Below are 19,173 nucleotides of genomic sequence, written 5' to 3' on the forward strand. Positions count from 1 at the left end.
AAATATGATTAAGGTAACCAAGTTGCTCTATACCCTGTCTATCCTGACATTTCTTACTATTTTATTATACGTATACGCATTTCTTCCCAATCAATTTGGGGTGTTTTTTGAGCCAAATGGGACTGCCAGTATACTCATATATCGAGCTGATTTCTTTTATGCTGCACTTGGGTTATTTGTACTAACCAATGGATCCATATTGTTGTATAGAAAAATGAACCGTGGTCATTTAAACCTTGATAAATCAGACTTTGAAGACATGTCCTCGGCAGAGTTAGTTTACCATTGGTTGATGGGTCTCTCATTCGTTATCAATGTGATTTACATTTTCTCCATCATGTTTGTTGGGATGTATCACAATTCAGAGCATTTCGATATAGCAAACTACGTTGCTTTGATTTACATCGGCCCGGTGCTCTTAGCAGGGTGGATTTTTTGGTTTATTTATTTGCAATTTTCAAGAAGGTAAAAAACCAGCTGTTTTTCAGATACTTACGTAGATTGAATTAAATAATCAGTCCAATATAATTGTAGTTTTAGGGTTTGTTCATGACAATTTCGAGTTGATTTTTTAGCTCCAAATGTTCTATATTCACCTCCGATTTTGGAAAGTGTAAAACCCCCATTTTTAGTTGTTGAGTAATAATCTTTTGGAATTTGGAGAAGTATGGCTGCTAGTGTAGAATATAATGAAGATAGTATTAAGTCGCTGGATTGGCGCGAGCATATTCGCCTCAGACCAGGTATGTATATTGGTAAGTTAGGCGATGGTTCTGCAGTCGATGATGGAATTTACGTTTTAGTAAAGGAAGTGATTGATAACTGTATCGATGAGCATGTCATGGGACATGGTAAAACGATCCATGTGAAGGTAGGTGACCATAGGGTAGAAGTTCGAGACTATGGTCGTGGGATCCCTTTAGGAAAAGTGGTCGATTGTGTATCTAAAATCAATACAGGTGGTAAATACGATTCGTCTGCCTTCCAGAAATCTGTTGGACTGAATGGAGTTGGTACCAAGGCTGTAAATGCTTTGTCTACCTATTTCAAAGTGCAATCCTTTCGAGATGGAGAGACCAAACTGGCAGAATTCAATACGGGCGAATTAACCAATGACGCCAAAATTGCCAAGTCAAGCGAACGCAATGGGACGCTGATTGCATTTGAGCCGGATAATACTGTTTTCAAGAATTATCATTTCATTCCTGAATATCTGGATAATCAGATTTGGAACTACGCTTTCTTAAATGCCGGATTGACGATTAACTTTAATGGTGAGAAGTATCATAGTGAAAATGGACTGTTAGACCTTTTGACTAGAAAATCAGATGTGGACAACATCAGATATCCAATCATACATTTAAAAGGAGAAGACATTGAATTAGCCATTACACACTCCAATCAGTATGGTGAGGAGTATTATTCCTTTGTCAATGGTCAGTATACCACCCAAGGTGGAACACACTTAGCGGCTTTTAGAGAAGCAGTCGTCAAGACGATCAGAGACTTTTATAAAAAGGATTATGATGCAGCTGATATTAGGGCCAGTATTGTTGGTGCCATAGCTGTAAGGGTGCAAGAACCCGTGTTTGAGTCACAGACTAAGACTAAGTTAGGTTCTCTGAACGTAGCCCATGATGGGCCTACCATGAGGAGTTTTGTACTTGATTTTGTTCGGAAAGCACTAGATGATCATTTGCATAAAAATCAGGCAGTGGCAGATGCATTACTCAAACGAATTCTACAATCTGAACGTGAAAGAAAAGAAATAGCTGGCATCAAGAAATTGGCCAACGACCGAGCCAAAAAAGCCAACCTGCATAATAAAAAATTAAGGGACTGCCGACTTCATTTTGACGATAAGAAGGGGGACGAAGATCGTTTAGCTGAAACCGTGCTGTTTATCACTGAGGGTGATTCTGCTAGTGGATCCATTACTAAATCCAGGGATGTGCAGACGCAAGCCGTGTTCAGTTTGAGAGGTAAGCCTTTCAACTGTTTTGGGCATACCAAAAAAGTGGTGTATGAAAATGAAGAATTCAACCTGCTCCAGCATGCACTTAATATAGAAGATGGAATTGAAGGATTACGTTATCGAAAAATAGTAATCGCGACTGATGCGGATGTAGATGGAATGCATATACGTTTGCTACTACTCACTTATTTTTTGCAATTTTTTCCAGATCTGGTAAAGAGTGGACATGTTTTCATTTTGGAAACTCCACTTTTCAGGGTAAGAAATAAGAAAGAAACGATCTACTGCTACAGTGACGAAGAGAGGCAGAAAGCAATTCATAAACTTGGCAGCAAGCCAGAAATCACTCGATTTAAGGGATTGGGTGAGATTTCGCCTGAAGAATTCGGTGAGTTCATAGGGGAGGATATTAGATTAGAACCTGTAATCTTAAGAAAGGACACCAAGATCGAAGATCTCCTAAAATTCTATATGGGCAAAAACACACCAGACAGACAAAATTTTATTATCGACAAACTACGCGTAGAGAAGGATCTAGTAGAGGAAGAATTAGTTTAACCAATGGAAGAAAACAATAATATCAACGGTCAAAATCAATCGAACGAACCCTTACATGATGTCATTCCTGTGTCAGGCATGTATGAAAACTGGTTTTTAGACTATGCTTCATACGTTATTCTCGAACGAGCTGTACCCGCTATTAATGATGGCCTAAAACCTGTACAACGCCGTATTCTTCATGCTATGAAGGAAATGGATGATGGTAGGTACAACAAAGTGGCCAATATCATAGGAAGCACCATGCAGTACCACCCACATGGCGATATGTCCATCGGTGATGCCATGGTGAACATGGGTCAAAAGGAATTGCTCATTGATATGCAAGGCAATTGGGGCGATGTTCGTACTGGAGACCGTGCGGCTGCATCTAGGTATATTGAGGCCCGGCCTTCAAAGTTGGCGCTAGATATCCTTTATAATCCTCAGACTACCGATTGGCAATTGTCTTATGATGGTAGAAAAAGGGAACCTGTTACACTTCCTGTCAAATTTCCATTGTTGTTGGCACAAGGGGTGGAAGGTATTGCTGTTGGTTTGTCAACTAAGATATTGCCACACAATTTCTGCGAATTGATTGACGCTTCCATCAAACACCTCAAAGGAAAAAGTTTTAAGCTTTATCCAGACTTTCAAACTGGCGGAACCATTGATGTAGAAGAATACAACAAAGGTCATCGAGGTGGTAAAGTTAAGGTTCGTGCTAAAATTGAGGAGTACGACAAAAAGCAGTTGGTGATCAAAGACATCCCATTTGGCACGACTACTACTAGTTTGATAGAATCTATTATTAAAGCCAATGACAAAGGTAAGATCAAGATTAAAAAAGTAGTTGACAACACCGCTAAAGACATCGAGATCTTGGTGCAGTTAGCTCCAGGAGTTTCTCCTGACATTACGATAGATGCCCTGTATGCCTTTACAGATTGTCAGGTGTCTATATCTCCCAATGCTTGTGTGATCGTGGATGAGAAGCCCATGTTTACTAATGTGCATGAAATCCTCAAGATGAACACAGATCAAACGGTTGATTTGTTGCGCCAGGAACTGGAGATTAGAAAAGGAGAATTGCTAGAGAAGATTTTATTCTCATCTTTAGAAAAGATATTCATAGAGAATCGGATTTATAGAGACATTGAAGAATGTGAAACTTGGGAAGCAGTAATTGAGACGATAGACAAAGGTTTGGAGCCTTTCAAACCTCAGTTTTATAGAGAAATTACACCGGACGATATTGTGCGCCTGACTGAGATAAAAATCAAACGTATCTCAAAGTTTGACTCGTTTAAAGCAGACGAGTTGATGAAAAAGCTTCAGGAAGAATTAGCACAAGTAGAACATCACCTAGCGAATCTTATTGATTATTCCATTGCTTATTTTTCCAACCTACTCAAAAAATACGGTGAAGGCAAAGAACGAAAAACTGAAATTTCTTCTATCGAGACTATTGCAGCCACGGCTGTAGCGGCTAATAATGCTAAACTTTATGCTAATTATAAAGACGGCTTTATTGGGTATGGATTAAAGAAAGATGAATTCATTTCAGACTGTTCGGATCTGGATGATATCATTGTATTCAGAAAAGACGGTCGTTGTGTGGTCACTAAAATACAGGACAAGGTCTTTGTTGGAAAGGATATTATATATGCGGGAGTCTTCAAAAAAGGAGATGAGCGCATGGTTTACAACTTATGCTACCTGGATGGGAAATCTGGTCGTACGATGATCAAACGATTCAATGTGACCTCTGTTACCCGAGACAAGGAATATAACCTGACCAAAAGCGAAAAAGGCTCTAAAGTCCACTACTTCACTGCCAATCCAAATGGAGAAGCAGAAGTTGTTACCGTTTATTTGACTGCAGGAGCCAAGGCGCGTAAGAAAGTATTTGATTTTGATTTCGCAGAGATTGACATCAAAGGGCGAGGCGCTGGAGGTAATATCTTAACCAAGTACCCAGTTAGGAAAATTGATTTGAAAACGGCTGGTAAGTCTACGCTCGCTGGAACTGATATTTGGTATGATGCTACCATAGGTCGACTCAATCGTGATGAAAGAGGGATTCACTTAGGTAATTTTAATGCAGAAGATTATGTCATTGTATTCTACAAAGATGGCAGCTATGAATTGACTTCTTTTGAATTATCCAACCACTATAATCATGGTCAAATCTTCAGCATACATAAGTTTGACCCGGATCAAGTTCTGAGTGTATTGCATCAGGATGGAGAGTCTAAAGTGGTGTATGTCAAGCGCTTCAACATAGAAACATTAACAGTTGGAAAGGCTTTTTCATTTATTAATGAATCACCCAATTCGAAATTGTTACACATTTCCGTAGCCGACGATCCGCAAATCAAAGTGACTTATAGAAAGAAAGGAGAACGTTCTAAAAGTGAAAAAGAATTTGTGCTAGCGGAGTTGATAGATAAAAAGGGTTGGAAATCTATTGGTAATAAATTTCCCGTACAGAATATTTCCAAGGTAGAAGAACTGAATACCGAAGAAGAGGTTAAAGAGGCAGAAACATCTATAGTTGACACTTCAGCAATAGAAGACTTGAAAGCTGAGGTGCAGAAGGAAGTGGAGCAGGAGGAAACACAAAAGGAAGGCTTTGATGTTGGGAGTTCGATTGACTTAAGTAGTTCAAAATCTGAAGATGAGGACGAAGATAAACCGCAGCTTGGACTCTTTGAATAATATTCAATATCATAAGGCTTTACTCGCTTATCTGTCCGAGTATGTGACTGAACATAAAAAGAGTCGATTTGAAGAGATTCTAGGCCAACGAACTCGATATTTGACAGTAGTTCTTGAGGATTTGTTTAAAGCTCACAATGCAAGCGCAGTGATGCGAACAGCGGAAGGTTTGGGTCTTCAAGACATCCATGTGGTTGAACAACGGAATACCTATGATTACAACCCTTATGTATTGAGAGGAGCAGGGAAGTGGTTGACGCTGCATAAATACAATAGTTCAGATCAAAACATGAAAATTTGTTTTGATCATCTAAAAATGAATGGATATCAGATATTGGCCACCTCTCCACATGAATATGCTTCAGATTTCAGGGAAATTGAAATTACAACAAAGACAGCAGTGGTTTTTGGTGCAGAAGAAACTGGTATTAGCGATTTTGTCAAAGATCATGCGGATGGATTTGTGAAAATTCCAATGAGAGGATTCACCGAAAGTTTTAATATATCCGTAAGTGCAGCTGTCATCTTAGAAGATTTTAATCACCAAATCCGAAAAGGAAGTAATATTGGACTAACACCTGAAGAAAAATTTTCGTTGAAGCTGGAATGGTATCAAAAAATGGTGCCCAATGTGGATATACATATTACAGCATTTAATAAAACTTATAATCCTAAGAACAATTCCTAAATGTTAAAAGCAATAAAATGGTTCATCATATCTGCTTTTTCATTCATTGTCCTTTGCAATGTTTGGATTGTTGGGACAACCCATAATGGGATCATAAAAGACAGTCGAATGCTTATAGGATCTGAAGTAGGATTGGTATTTGGCACCAGCCAACATCAAGTCAATGGTGAACCCAATCCATTTTTCAACCACCGAGTAGAATCAGCAAAACAATTACTGAATGCCGGTAAAGTTGAAAAACTGATTTTAAGTGGATCAAAAGATTCAATTTACTATGATGAAGCAGAAGCCATGAAAGAGGCTTTAGTGGCGCAGGGTATTGACGCAAACGATCTCATTTTAGACAAGTATGGTAATCGAACGATAGAGTCTCTGGCTAGATTAAGGGATGTTCATGGTTACAATCAATGCATTCTCATTACACAAGAATACCACGCCTATAGGTGTTTGTTTATAGCTGAAAAGCTCGGACTCCATGCACAATGTTTTGTGGCAGAAACACCTGATAAAAGGTCTCATATATGGGCACTTTTAAGAGAATTATTGGCTAGAACTAAAGCTGTGGCGGATTTGTACATTCTTTCATGAGTTGATTTGAGAATATTGAATTAATCATTCCATTATTTTTTTTCTTGACCCCTTATAATAACTTCGCTTCAAACTTGGTGAATTAGGCAGTATACGCTTATTTTATCTATCTGACTTAAATGAAGCCTTAATAAATGGAAATCCTCGATACTTATCTTGAAGATAAAAGTACCTATCATTTTGCTGAAGAGCCATTATCCCTACAAAGTGAGTATTTCAACGTTAGCATTTTAAAATCAATAGAGCAATTAGCAGGCAAGATAGACTTGAAACCTGTACTTATAATTTCTGCTCAAATACTTAGCTACTCTCAATTTTCTAAATTCTTCAAAGAAAAAAGGAAAATGAAAGAAGCAGATCGTAAGAAATTTGTTGAGAACTATTTTGCTCATTGTGGCTTTGGTAAGTTATCCATGCGCTCTATCTCTAATAAGGGCGGTCATGCAGAGTTAAATTCAGATCATTTTGCAGCTGCCTGGATCAAATATTTTGGAGAAAGACCTAAAAATTACCCTGGTGTAGGTTATTTCACCTGCGGATTTTTATGTGGCGCGGTAGAGGCTATGTATAATGTGCCCTGTGGTACATTTGATGGAAAGCAGTCACTGTGCATAGCCAAGGGAGATGATAAGAGCCGATTTGAGGTGTATAGAGGATTGAGAAGGAAGTTAAATCCATCACCATCTTTTGGAAAGCAACAAGAAGAAGATGAACCTTTAACAGATACAAGTGGTATCAATGATTATAAAGTCATCGAGCTCATTAAGAATTTGCATCTGACTGGATTGGCTACTGACCATGGTTTTATTGAATCATTCGATTCTACTTGGACCAAGCAATATGCTAATTATTACCCCATGGTCATGTTAAGACTATTGATGCAGGCAGACAAAAAACTAGGGAAAGGTGGTGTTGGTCATATTCGCAAAATATTCACTGAAGCAGCTGAGGAAAATGCCTATTTCACACTTGGTAAAATATTAAATTCTAAGTTTTGGAAAGAAAACATTACTGGAATCGTAAGCTCAGATACCAATGGCAAATGGCATGCTTGTTTGGATATTATGACTGGATTTGGCTGTGGCCGCTGGGAACTTGCTGAAGGCAGTTCCACCGAGTATAAAGTGAATGTGATCAACAACCCAGAAACGAATGCCTTCTTAAAGCTGGTAGGCAATACGAAAGCACCGTTAGGATACTCCATGGGTGGATTTCTAATGGGATTGGCTAATTACATTCAGAAAAACCCAAGCCCTGAGGTAGTAGACGCTGATTTCGTAGCACAAATGAAATCATCTAAAGGGGATATTTCTTATAAGGAGGAACAATCAAGAATGGTCGGATCAGAAAAAGATACGCTCATGATTCTTGTTCACTAAATCACGAGCGTATTTCTTGAATTTTAGTCAGATAGTTGGCCAGACATATACCAAGCTCCACCTGCTAATGCTACGTCTTTGAGCAAGCTTCCCATTCCCATTTGCATGTCACCATTAATTACTGATACCAGATGAATAAGTAACGCAAATAACAATAGCATGAGTCCTAGAAGTTGGGTTGCCAATTTGGCTTTCTTTTCAATGATTATGGCTACTGCAGCTGCGATCAATGCTGCTCCAGTCACATAGACCCAAAAGACACCTCCAGGAATGAAAGAGGGCACCATTCCGCCCATTTCGCTAGCATTCATGAAATGAAAAAGCCCAAAAACAGCCATCGGAATGGCATACATAAATTTGCCAATTGCTGGTAAGTTGTTCATAGTTGTGTTGTTTAGTAAATTATTATTAATGTATCAACATATAATTTACTCATTTTCAGGGCCATTTGCAATGGCTTTAGTCTGTTATAAATTGCGTTCTGGTTTTACCAATACTACTTGTTCTTTAGAAAGAAGCACTTGACCGGGTAATGCACCTTTAGGCTTTCTTACAAACTTTTTTGGTGTATAGATCACAGGGCAGAGCGTGTCAGATTTTCTTTTTGAATGCCAAGCTGCTAATTGCGCCACTTTTTCTATCACATGATTTGGAATATTTAGTCCATTAGGATTTCTAATAATCACATGTGAGCCAGATACATCTCTCGCATGCAGCCAGAGATCATCCTTTCTGGCAAATTTCTGAGTGAGTAGATCGTTGTTTTTAGCATTTTTGCCCGCTAACACTTGAAACCCATGGATTTCAAACTCCATGAAAGGCAAAGGTGCTTTGGTTTGACCTGACGTAGGCTTTTCAAATGCTTTGAGTAATTTGATATCCTTGATGGCTAGTATGGTTGATACTTTTTCATTTAACGATTCTAGTACCTTTTTTTTTGCTCCAATATTTTCCTTCAGCTTCTTAATCTCTTTCGACTGGTTTTTCGCTTTTCGGTACAGATTCTCAGCATTGAGCTGCAGCGATTGATTGGGTTTGAGCTTGATTTTGATTTGCTCATTGGCATAGAAATCTAACAGTTCTATTTCTTTCGCAGATGTGTTTACTTTCAAATGCAAGTTGGCCATCAGGATGTTGGCTAATTCGTCGTACCCACGTCGATTTTCTATTTCAGCCAGTTTGTTTTCATTCTGATTGATATAAGATTCGCTCTTTTTGATTTCTTTATTGACTTGAGTCAGTAATTTGCTTTTGAGTTGACTAAAGCCATGATTAGTGAAAAACACACGCGCCAAATGGTTCGAAGCGGCTCTTGGGCTGGCAAATAGCTCAAATTCTTCATCTGGTTTGAACAATCGAAGACCTTGCGATTCTTTCAAGACATAGTAGTTAGAATCATTGAGTTGATCGAGTAGTAGATTGAGCTTTGTAAGCTTAGTTTCTGGTTCAGGGTCCACATAAAAACCTAAGGACTTGAGGTGATTTTTGATGTGCTTATCAAAAGTTGGGAAGACTTTGAATAAATCAAATTCAGCTTCACGAATCGCTTGATTGCTTTGGTCAAGTTCTCTGTCTAGCGTATTAAGATCCAGTTGGTGATCTTTTTCGATATTCTTCTTGAATAGCGATTTCAAAGTATTATTCTGAAATAGCAAAATATTGGAATGCCTGCCGTGCAGTTTAAACAGCAGTTCGTACTCCTCTGTGAATTGAATTGAAAAGGAGCGTTCGTTTTTGAATTGTCTGATACCAACAACCTTTAAGTCGTTTATTTCTGTAAAAAGGTCAATTGAATTTTTCTTGGCACGAGCAAATGTATGAGGAAAAGATAGGAGGGACGATTGACTATCCAAATTGGCTTTGATATAGTAGGCTTCGCCCTGGCCATTGAAACATAGGATCAATTCATCCTTATTTTGCGAAAAAACAGCTGAGATATTTTTCCCAATGAGATTTTTGGATAACTCGACAGATAGCGCCTTCAGAAAGTAATAGTTGAATTGCATTATCCGTGCAATATTAAGCCATCATAGGCCAAATGAACATTTTCGGGAAGTTCTCTTTGCACATTTCTATGAAGTCCCATATAGTGCCCAACATGTGTAATGTAAGCTCTTTTTGGGTTGATGTCTGCTATAAATTGAATGGCTTCATCTAAAGTCAAATGAGAAATGTGAGGTTTCTTTTGTAGTGCATTGATGACTAATACGTCCAGGTTAGCGAGCTTTTTTCTTTCGGATTCACTCACTGTTTTTGCATCTGTGATGTAGGCCATATCTCCAAGTCGAAAACCAAATACAGGTAAATTGTGATGCATCACTTCTATTGGTTCTATCCTAACACCATTGATTTCAAATGGTGTGTTTTTGATTTCATTGAGCGTCACACTTGCAACCCCTGGATATTTTGATGCTGCAAACATATATGCATACTCTCGTTTCAATTGATCAAGTACTGAAGATCGCCCATAGAGCGGCATATCCATTTTTTGCTTGAAATTGAAACTTCTGATGTCATCAAGTCCTGCTGTGTGATCCTTGTGCTCATGCGTGTATAAAACAGCATCTAGATGTTTCACTCGATTGGTTAGCATTTGTTGTCTGAAATCAGGGCCTGTATCGATTAGAATATGAGTACCGGATTGTTCGATCAAAACTGAAGATCTTAATCGTTGATCTTGAAAGTCTACACTACGACATACTTCACAGCTACAAGCTATGACAGGAATACCTTGTGATGTGCCGGTGCCAAGAAAAGTAAGTTTCAAATCTTAAGTGCAGTTTGAGAAAGTTCTTTGAGCAGCGTCTTGTTTTTTTCGTTGAGGTTTGAAGTGTCCAATTTCACTTCTTTTAGGATCTCAAGCAAGCAATTGATTTTTCCATCTAAAGTATAGAACTTATTCACTATAGCCACTTTAGTGTCTTTTAGTAAGCAGTATCCAGATTGGAAATTTCCTTTTTCATATCTCAGCACATAGTCCGACTCTGAAAATAGGTCTTCCAGTTTGTTCAGAAAGTGCTTCGAGTATTTAATCATCTGATGAAACGTAGTTTTTTACTTTATCAACCAAAATATCAAAGTTCAATGGCTTTGGAATATATTCGTTGATTCCTACTTCCTTGAAGTCATTAATAGAGTAATTCTTAGCATTACCAGTGATAGCCAAAATAGGAATTTTGGATTTAATAGGATCAGTCATTTTCCTGATGGCCTTCGCACACTCCATACCGTCCATTTTAGGCATATTGATATCCATAAGGATCAGATCATAATCTTCCGCATCTAATTTTTCTAAGACTTCTTGTCCATTTTTCACAGAAGTGATACTAAAGTTTTGAATCTCCAGTATTTTTTTGGTTAAGTTTTGAATGACTGAACTGTCCTCTGCAATAATTATTTTTTTCATAGAAGATTGATTAAATGACCTGCTTCCTCAAGCGCTAAACAAGGCGTCAAGTTAAAAACAAATCAATCACATTTGAAGTATATTTTTGTAATTTTCTTTAAACTCAATGAAACACTCTTGAATTGTGTCCAATTGTGGTTTCAAATTTGTGGTGTCAGCGGTTTTTAACTGCAATTCAAGTTTGATGACATAATTTGCTAATTTCTCTATTCCCAACGTACCGGCACTTCCTTTTAGTGTATGCAATTCTTTTCTGATCTCTTCAATTTGGTCATCTGCAAAATGAATCATACAATTCTTTATCAATTCATTAGCTTCAATTTCGAAATCAGACAATACCGTTTCTAATAGCTCTGGACCTCCAAATTTGGACAATTGATCGAGGGTTTCCTTATTTATTAACAGGTCTGTATTGCTCTCGGCTTGTTCAGTTACTGCAACTACGGACGAATCATATTGAATATATTCTTTTACCTTTTCTATGATGGTAACGGCTCGAATGGGCTTAGCTACGTAGTCATCCATTCCTTGAGACATGAATTTTTCCCGGTCATCTTCCATAGAGTAAGCAGTCATTGCTACAATAGGGGGCAGGTTTTTAATACCAAGGGATCGAATGTTTTTCATCGTCTGAATCCCATCCATTTTTGGCATTTGGATATCCATAAATATGAGATCTAAAGTATTTTCCTTAACAATCTCAATTGCTTCAAGACCACTTCCTGCCAATTTAACATCGCAACCAGATTTCTCCAGAATTTGGCTGGCCACTGTTCTATTTACCTTATTGTCATCGACAACAAGAATTCTAGGAACTACAGAGACAAATTCTTTTGTAATTTGCATCGGTTCATCCAGATCCGATCCATTTGTTTCGGACCCTTCTTCGAGCAATTGACCTTGGAAGGTAAACCAGAAGGTACTGCCAAGACCTGGGGTAGATACCACACCAATTTCGCCACCCATAGATCTTACCAGCTCTTTAGAGATAGCCAAACCAAGCCCAGTCCCTGAATATACTTTGGTACTAGAATTATCCAACTGATTGAAGTTGATAAACAGGTTTTTGATTTGCTCTTTAGGGATACCAATTCCCTCATCTTTGATTTGCACTTTGAAGGTGCATTTTTTGTCTTCTACAGTTTTCACCATTAGACTAATATCTATGGTGCCTTTTCCATCTGAGAACTTGATCGCATTGCTTACCAAATTAGACAGCACCTGTAAGAGTCGTGTTTCATCTAGTAAGATTACGCTTGGTGTCTCCGTATCGAGGTTGTAGTTCAGGTAGATGTTATTAGCAATCGCTTCTTTTGAAAACAAATCGTACAATCGCTGAAAAGATGCCATCAAGCTAATCGGACGTTCCTTTAGCTCCATTTTTCCTGCCTCAATTTTGGATAAATCAAGAATATCATTTAAGATATCCATGAGTGTAAGTGAAGATTTCTTAATGGTCTTCACATAATCCATTTGTTCAGTATTCAAATCGGTACTTCCTATCAGATCGATCATTCCAATGATACCGTTCATAGGTGTCCTAATCTCGTGGCTCATATTGGCTAAGAAACTCTCTTTAATAGCCAGTGATTTTTCTGCTAATTCTTTGGCCTTGGAGAGTTCTTCGTATGCTCTTTTTATTTCGGAAATATCACGGGCTACGCCTTCAAACCCAACGGCCTGTTTGTTCCGAAAAAGTACTCTTACGTTACACAAGAAGTCTATTTTTTCATCATCTTCTGTTTTAAAAGAAGCTTCTAAATTTTGGAATTTATGTTGTTTTAATAGATTTCTAAGAATTGTTTCTGCCGATTCTGAAGAGGTGAAAAAGTGAGTGATATTACGACCGATTACTTCTTCTGGAAGTAACCCTAGTGATTCTTTCGCAGATGGGCTCACCATCAAAAGCTTTCCGTTTAGATCACATCTAAAATAAATATCCTGAATGGATTCGAAAATTTCTCTAAACTTAGATTCACTTTCAGAAAGTGCCAATTCAGCATTTTTCTTTTCTGTAATGTCATTTGAAATAACTGAGACTTCTTCAATCGTTCCATCTTCCTTAATAATCGGGTTAATGAAAACTTCGGACCAATGGGTGTTACCATTTTTAGTCTTTACCTCGTTTTGAAAATTGAGGGCTTTTCCTTTGAAGGCTTCATTATATTTTTTTTCCCAAAATTTATTTACGGAGTCAGTCAGTTTGCTTTTTTCTTTGGCGTATTCTTTACCCATGATGGTCTTGATGCCAAAACCATCTTCCATCCATTTGGTATGATTAATATTGAATGACGTTAAATTATAATTATCGTCTACCGACCAAATCTGGTGACTACTACTTTCGAAAATTGCTTTTAATCGTGCCGCCTGGTCAACGATCTTTTCTTCGTTAATCTTTCTTTCAATAGCCAATGATATTTGACTAGCAATGAAATAAAGAAGTTCCAGGTCTTTTGCTCCGAAATCTGATCGATCGTCGTATGAATGTGTACTTAATAAACCAATAGGAGAGTTGCCGACGGTGATTTGAACTCCTAACCAAACTTTAGGGTAGTCTCCTTTAAAGTTCTTTTTGGATACTTGTTCTTTTATTTGTTCTTCGTAAATTATCAATTGCCTGGTCTCGCCATTCATCAATTTGGCAATCAATCCATTTATTGTTTTTTGATTTTCAATTTGTGCTGGATCATTGAACTCAGATCGAACATAGGGTGCCGATGCGTTAGATTTATTTGTAAAATTGAGATCAATAGATAGGTTCTTAATATTCAACAGACCTTGAAGCTCATCAAATAGTTTAGCATACAATATTTCTAATTGTGGTCCTTCTATATTAAAGTCAGCTATTTTATAATAAAGGCTCTGTGCTTTTTCTGCTCTTATTCTTTCGGTAATGTCATAAAATATTCCCCGGAATTGAGCATTTCCATTGATGTCGAATGAGCAATTGACTCGACCAGACACGAAGATGTTTTTTCCCATATCTGATACAAAAACCGTCTCGAATCTATCTATAGTTTCTCCCTTGATCAGTTTGTCCAAATTGGCCACTGTCTGTTCCCAGTTTTTTGGGTGCACCAGTTTTTTAAATCTTATATCCTTGAGTTGATCGCGATAGCCTAATTTTTCTACCCATGCTTGGTTTACGAATTGAAAAACGCCATCATGATCGAACGTTTGAATTAAATCATAAGAATTGTCGAAAAGCTCTGTCAGCTGAGCATTACTTTTTTCTAGTTGTTTTTTTACTTTGTTCTGCTCCGTTACATTTTCTCCAATCAGGTTAATACCAGAAACTTCATTGAAACTATCTTTTAATAAAACAACGTTAAACCTGACATAAATGTCCTGTTTTTCCTTAGTGAAAAACTTACCTGCTAGTGCACCACTGTATTTGCCATCTACGGCAATTTGTTCGTATTTCTTTTGATTTATTTTCGTTGACGCATCTGGGATAAAAATATCGAACAGGTTGGAGCCTACTATATTATTTTTTTTAAGCCCTAGTGTATCTAAAAGTTTGTTGTTGCAGAAAGTGATACTGCCCTCTACGTTTGTAGTCATAGCAACAACTTCTGATTCATCTAAAGACTCCTGTATTTTATGTTCAGATTCCGAAATGGCTCGTTCTCGAGTGGATTCTACTTCGAGTGCTTTTCTTTCAGTAGTATCTATCGCAGCTGAAGCGTAGCCAATAAATTTTTTATTCTTAGAATATCTTGGTACTCCAGATTCTAATAACCAGCGGTATTCACCATTTGCATCTTTAATTCTGTAGGAATATTCAAAATTCTTTTTCTTAGAAATCGAAAAATCAATAGTGGTGGAATAAGCTGAGAGATCATCTGGATGAATGTTGTTCATCCATTCTGAGTAAGTCTTGTCGTCTTTACTTCCTAATAAATCAAACCAGCCTTTACTGAAATAGGTAACTTCGTTTTTTTCATTAGTGATTTTTATAAATACTGGAGCACTATCAGTGATTGCATTTGCTGAAGAAACCAAATTCTCCGTGTTCTCAACCAAGTCAAAATGAACCAGAAATCTTTCGTCTTTAACTTTGCTTATAGAAGCTATAGTGGCAAAGGATTGACCATTTTTATCAAGAAATTCAAACTCAAACGAATCTGATTTTGACCTCCTGGCGTTCTTGAAATTTTCCTCCCATGTTTTGCTACTACGCTCACCACTGACCTGATAAATGGGCATCAGCTCGTCTATTGTTTTGTCAGAAAAGTCACTTGCAAATACAAATTTTTCTTCAGCCTTTGGACTAAATTCAATGACTTCACTCTCTTCAAAAATCACAAAGTAGCTGGCAGACGACTCTAGGAGTAAGTCGTATTTATTGTGAAGCTCTTTCAGCTCTGACTTGAGCTTTTCTACTTCATTCAATAATTCAGTCCTGCCTTGATTAAGCATGTGTAATCGAACGGTAATTAGCGTTAATAAGAATAGGCTAGTGAAGTAATTTATATTTTTTCAATAATAAATCTATATGCGAAGTGCTAATAGACTGTGATTTTTCGACCAATTTATTTTTTCAACTCAATTAGTGTTCTTTTTCCACGGCTGATTAGACCAGGACTTCCATTTTCTATAACATCTTGAATGACTATAAATAGCTCTTTTTTTAGCTCAGGATAGATTTTCGCCATATTAGACAAGATCGTCATGGAAAAAGCTCGTACTGCTATTGTTTCTTTATTGGACACTAGGTAGTCAAAGCACTTTTCTACTAATAATCCGCGATGCTCTTCTGGAATATTTTTTCCTTGAAGAAGTCTTACTGTGTTTCGTTTGATTGCTACTTCGGGGTTCTTATCCAGGTTTTGGATCATTTTCCCAATATAGGGTTCAATCAATGATGGGTTTTGATCTACACAGTGACTTGCGGCATGAGCCGCTCTTTGGGATACTCTATATTCATTATCAAAAAACAAACTCATCAATTTCGCAAATTGATCCTGATCATTTCCTATGTAATTCGCTATCAATTGAGCATTTCCTTTACTATGTGCTTTGGCTAATTGTTTTTTAATATCCATTGTTTTCAGTATCTGCCCATGGGAAGAGTAAGGACACTTGCGTGAATTTCGTTTCTGTGGAATCAATTTCCACTCTGCCACCATGCAAATTGAGAATTTGTTGTACAAGACTTAAACCAATGCCCGAACCACTTCTTTTCGTTGTGAAAAAAGGTATCAGTGCTTTCGATAAGACCTCTTGATCCATGCCATTACCACTATCTTTAATACTCAATTTTAACCATTCCTTGCTTTTACCAAAGTAGACGGATATGTTTTTTTGCTTACTTTTTTCTAGTGCTTGAATACTGTTAGTAAATAGATTTACCAAAACTTGCTCCAATAGTACTGCATCAGCATAAAGAAATTCGCTTTCGTAGTTTTCAACAACTTCTATTACGGCTAACTGTTTTTTGAATAATTGCAAGATGGCTTTAATTTTATCTTCTATTTTGACCCATTCTGGTTTCGGTTCTGGAATTTTGACCAATTTTCTGTAATCCTCCATAAAAGTTAATAAACCTTCTGATCGACTCTTTATAGTTTTGAGACTCAGTTCTATATCTTCTAAATCTGTATGTTTCGTGTTTTTAAGAATCAAGAGAGTGGTTTCAGAAAGAGAGGTGATTGGAGTTAAAGAATTAATGATTTCGTGAGCCAGAATTCTAATCAATTTTTGCCAGGAAGCTATTTCCTTAGATTCTAGTGGACTAGAAATGTCTTTGAAAGTGTAAATGGTTTGAGGCTTATCTAGCAACTTGAATGAAGTTTTATTGACTAACAATTCAACTTTTTGTCCAGAACTATGGTGTCCACTTACAATCTGAGAGTCGTGTACTTGACTAAGAATTGCAATAAGTCCTTGATTGTTTTCAAATTGATAATCAGTTCTCATATGACGAGCTACCTGATTGATTAAAACTATCTTTCCGTTCTCATCAATGGCCAATAGGCCAGTTTCTATATTGTCAATAAGCTCTTGAATGAATAGTAACTGAGCTTCATACTTAGTTTCCTTAGTTTTATAAAACTCTAGTGTGTTTTGAAATCGTTCGTATAATTGTTCAAAAGATTTGTTTCCTGGTTTCGGGAACTTTGTTGTATAATCTGTATCCCTCAAAGCCAAAATAAACTTGGATAGCTCCTGGTTAGTCGTATTCACAAATCGAACTAAACCGACTGTTTGAATAAAGGCTGTAATACATAGAAAAATCAGAGTATACATTAAATCACCACGATTATACACATAGGTCATCCCAATCAAATTGACTAATATGAGCAGAACTCTAAGGGTGATATATATGGAGAACTTATTGTAAGCCATATTTTTCTAATCTTCTGTGGAGTGCCAGGCGATCAATGCCGAGCTCTTTTGCTGCATGAGTAATATTGCCCTGATGTATTTGCATAGCTTTTTCAATAAACGCAATTTCCATCTCTTTCAAATTCAAGGAATCAGATTTAGGTGAGTTATTACTAAAGGAATTGGCATTCTGAAAATCAGATGCGCTCAAATGATCTTGATCAGCGAGTATAACAGCTCTTTCCGTAGCGTGTTGAAATTCTCTGATATTTCCAGGCCAGTTGAAACGTTGCAATTTGGCTACTTCCTTGGTAGATATATTGAGTTTTTTTTTGTTGTATCTGGCTTTAAATTGTGCCAAGTAGTATTCTAACAAAAGTGGAATATCAGTAAGTCTGTCGTTCAAAGAAGGCATGACTAATTCTACAGTATTGATTCGGTATAACAGATCTTGCCGAAATGTGCCCTGCTCAACCATCTCATACAGTGGCATATTGGTTGCACAAATTAATCTAACGTCAATGTCTATTTCTTTATTCGATCCAAGGCGACTGAATTTTTGGTTTTGCAATACGGATAGCAATTTTGCTTGAGCTTTTAGCGATAAGTTCCCAATTTCGTCTAAAAAAAGTGTGCCTTTATGAGCCAACTCCAAACGACCTTTTTTTTGTTGAGAGGCATCGGTAAATGAGCCTTTTTCGTGTCCGAAAAGCTCTGATTCAATTAAGCTTTCGGTCAATGCACCCATGTCAATGGTGATCATTGGGCGATTGTTTCGATCTGAATTCTGATGAATGTATTTGGCCGCTAATCCTTTGCCTGTTCCATTTTGCCCAAGTAATAGAACACCAGCATCAGTAGAAGAAATCTTATCCATGGCATCTTTGACTTTTAAAAAAGAGGGGGCAAGCCCAATAAATCCCTCTGTTTCTTTAGCTTCTTGATCAGATTGATATTGTCTTGTATTTTTAAGCTCTTCCAGCTGCCTTCTACTCAATGCTAATTTATTAGCCGTTTCTAATGTGGTTAGGAATTTTTCGTTTTTCCAGGGCTTAGTTACAAAATCAATAGCGCCTTTCTTAAGTGCTTTTACAGCCATATCAATGTCACCATATGCCGTCATGAAAATGACGAGAATATCAGGTTTGATTTCCAATATTTTTTGTAAGTATTTGAAGCCATCTTCACCGTCATTTTTTCCTTTTTGGAAATTCATATCCAATAGCACGATGTCTATCACATTTTTATTAAACTGACTCTGAATTTTTTCTGGATTAAGTTCTACATATACTTTTTTAAAGTATTGTTTGAGAAAGAGTTGAGCAGAAGTCAAAATGCCCGCATCATCATCTACAATCAGTATATTTCCATCTTGTTGGGTGGGTAGTGATTCCATTCACCAAAACTATAGTTATTGGTTCAAAATCAAACGGTTTACTGTTTGAAATCAAACAGTAAAGCAATGAAAATTAATATGAAATACTCTTACCATATTGTAAATCAATGAGTTAAAAAATTTGGCACTAGGGTTGTAAAGCCATTTATAACT

Annotated in this window: 15 protein-coding genes; 6 read left to right on the forward strand and 9 right to left on the reverse strand. The window is 37.2% G+C overall.

What is annotated here, in order from left to right:
• The first annotated feature begins 4 nt into the window (after positions 1-4).
• The 6 genes from ABJH98_RS07430 to ABJH98_RS07455 all read left to right on the forward strand — a co-directional run bounded on the left by ABJH98_RS07430 (position 5) and on the right by ABJH98_RS07455 (position 7,888).
• The gene (locus tag ABJH98_RS07430; RefSeq protein ID WP_348307016.1) at positions 5-469 is read left to right on the forward strand and encodes a hypothetical protein; all 465 of its coding nucleotides are present in this window, start codon (positions 5-7) and stop codon (positions 467-469) included.
• A gap of 198 nt (positions 470-667) precedes the next feature.
• A complete protein-coding gene (locus ABJH98_RS07435) occupies positions 668-2,533 on the forward strand; it encodes a DNA topoisomerase IV subunit B (protein WP_348307017.1) in 1,866 nt (621 codons plus the stop codon).
• 3 nt (positions 2,534-2,536) lie between these two features.
• A complete protein-coding gene (locus ABJH98_RS07440) occupies positions 2,537-5,233 on the forward strand; it encodes a DNA gyrase/topoisomerase IV subunit A (RefSeq protein ID WP_348307018.1) in 2,697 nt (898 codons plus the stop codon).
• Complete coding sequence (locus tag ABJH98_RS07445; protein ID WP_348307019.1) at positions 5,226-5,921, forward strand: RNA methyltransferase; 696 nt, start codon at positions 5,226-5,228, stop codon at positions 5,919-5,921. Before ABJH98_RS07440 ends, ABJH98_RS07445 begins: the two co-directional genes overlap by 8 nt.
• Positions 5,922-6,509 (forward strand): ElyC/SanA/YdcF family protein, encoded by a 588-nt coding sequence (locus ABJH98_RS07450; protein WP_348307020.1) that lies wholly within the window; start codon positions 5,922-5,924, stop codon positions 6,507-6,509. It abuts the gene before it with no gap.
• A 134-nt stretch (positions 6,510-6,643) separates the two neighbouring features.
• Positions 6,644-7,888 (forward strand): hypothetical protein, encoded by a 1,245-nt coding sequence (locus tag ABJH98_RS07455; RefSeq protein ID WP_348307021.1) that lies wholly within the window; start codon positions 6,644-6,646, stop codon positions 7,886-7,888.
• A 23-nt stretch (positions 7,889-7,911) separates the two neighbouring features.
• On the opposite strand, the gene ABJH98_RS07460 is transcribed toward ABJH98_RS07455, so the two are convergent.
• From ABJH98_RS07460 to ABJH98_RS07500, 9 genes are all read right to left on the reverse strand, one after another.
• On the reverse strand, positions 7,912-8,271 hold the full coding sequence (locus ABJH98_RS07460) for a DoxX family protein (protein WP_348307022.1): 360 nt from the start codon (positions 8,269-8,271) through the stop codon (positions 7,912-7,914).
• An 84-nt stretch (positions 8,272-8,355) separates the two neighbouring features.
• Positions 8,356-9,894 (reverse strand): NFACT RNA binding domain-containing protein, encoded by a 1,539-nt coding sequence (locus tag ABJH98_RS07465; RefSeq protein ID WP_348307023.1) that lies wholly within the window; start codon positions 9,892-9,894, stop codon positions 8,356-8,358.
• Positions 9,894-10,655: an MBL fold metallo-hydrolase gene (locus tag ABJH98_RS07470; protein WP_348307024.1), complete on the reverse strand. Its 762-nt coding sequence runs from the start codon at positions 10,653-10,655 to the stop codon at positions 9,894-9,896. The genes ABJH98_RS07465 and ABJH98_RS07470 overlap by 1 nt, the downstream gene beginning before the upstream one ends.
• On the reverse strand, positions 10,652-10,924 hold the full coding sequence (locus ABJH98_RS07475; RefSeq protein WP_348307025.1) for a hypothetical protein: 273 nt from the start codon (positions 10,922-10,924) through the stop codon (positions 10,652-10,654). Before ABJH98_RS07475 ends, ABJH98_RS07470 begins: the two co-directional genes overlap by 4 nt.
• The gene (locus tag ABJH98_RS07480; RefSeq protein WP_348307026.1) at positions 10,917-11,294 is read right to left on the reverse strand and encodes a response regulator; all 378 of its coding nucleotides are present in this window, start codon (positions 11,292-11,294) and stop codon (positions 10,917-10,919) included. The genes ABJH98_RS07475 and ABJH98_RS07480 overlap by 8 nt, the downstream gene beginning before the upstream one ends.
• Before the next feature lie 66 nt (positions 11,295-11,360).
• Entirely contained in the window at positions 11,361-15,716 is a 4,356-nt protein-coding gene (locus tag ABJH98_RS07485) for a PAS domain S-box protein (RefSeq protein ID WP_348307027.1), read from the reverse strand.
• Positions 15,717-15,829: 113 nt separating this feature from the next.
• Positions 15,830-16,342 carry a hypothetical protein gene (locus ABJH98_RS07490; RefSeq protein ID WP_348307028.1) on the reverse strand — a complete coding sequence of 171 codons (513 nt, stop codon included), beginning with the start codon at positions 16,340-16,342 and terminating at the stop codon, positions 15,830-15,832.
• A complete protein-coding gene (locus ABJH98_RS07495; protein WP_348307029.1) occupies positions 16,332-17,645 on the reverse strand; it encodes an ATP-binding protein in 1,314 nt (437 codons plus the stop codon). Before ABJH98_RS07495 ends, ABJH98_RS07490 begins: the two co-directional genes overlap by 11 nt.
• Entirely contained in the window at positions 17,632-19,020 is a 1,389-nt protein-coding gene (locus ABJH98_RS07500) for a sigma-54 dependent transcriptional regulator (protein WP_348307030.1), read from the reverse strand. The genes ABJH98_RS07495 and ABJH98_RS07500 overlap by 14 nt, the downstream gene beginning before the upstream one ends.
• Positions 19,021-19,173: the final 153 nt, after the last annotated feature.

It is taken from the genome of Reichenbachiella sp. (assembly GCF_039969095.1).
Taxonomy (GTDB): Bacteria; Bacteroidota; Bacteroidia; order Cytophagales; family Cyclobacteriaceae; genus Reichenbachiella.